The organism is Stenotrophomonas sp. HMWF003 (assembly GCF_003061285.1).
GTDB lineage: Bacteria > Pseudomonadota > Gammaproteobacteria > Xanthomonadales > Xanthomonadaceae > Stenotrophomonas > Stenotrophomonas maltophilia_AP.
This window is the reverse complement of the sequence record NZ_QAIW01000431.1, coordinates 10,844-11,304: the sequence shown is the minus strand read 5'-3', so window position 1 is coordinate 11,304 and position 461 is coordinate 10,844. Positions and strand designations below refer to the sequence as shown.

Sequence of the window (461 nt, the reverse complement as noted above, 5' to 3'; positions counted from 1 at the left end):
GGTCATGCTGATCGGCACCAGCCCGTCGTCAAGGCCGTGAATCACCACGATGGGCAGGCCGCGACGCGGAGCCTTGGCGGCCGCCTCGGCGATACCGGCGCGTACCCGTCGGGCATCAGCGCCGTCGCCACGGCCGAGCGCGCGCAGGCAGTTGAGGCCCTCCAGCGGATCCTCTGCCGCCGCGTTGCCATCCACCAGCACCACGCCGCTGCCCGGCGGGATGCCGCTGCCTTCGCTCCACCAGGTGGCACGCAGCGCCGCCGCGGCCGGGCCGGGGATGCCGTCAGCGGCCGCGGCCGAGAACCGGTACTCACAGGGATGCTCGCCCGCCCCAAAGCGCCCATAGGCCGAGGCATAGGTCACTGCGATGGCGCGCCACAGATCGAACCCGGTCGAGAACGCGCCAGCCCGAAGCGCGGCGTCGCTCAGGCCTGCGTCGGCCAGTTGCTGCCGTGCGGACA

General features: G+C 73.1%; 1 protein-coding gene. It reads right to left on the bottom strand.

All coding sequences use genetic code 11. From position 1 onward, the window contains the following. A partial coding sequence (locus tag DBR34_RS18550; RefSeq protein ID WP_219928341.1) for a D-(-)-3-hydroxybutyrate oligomer hydrolase occupies positions 1–461 on the bottom strand: 461 nt, incomplete at both ends.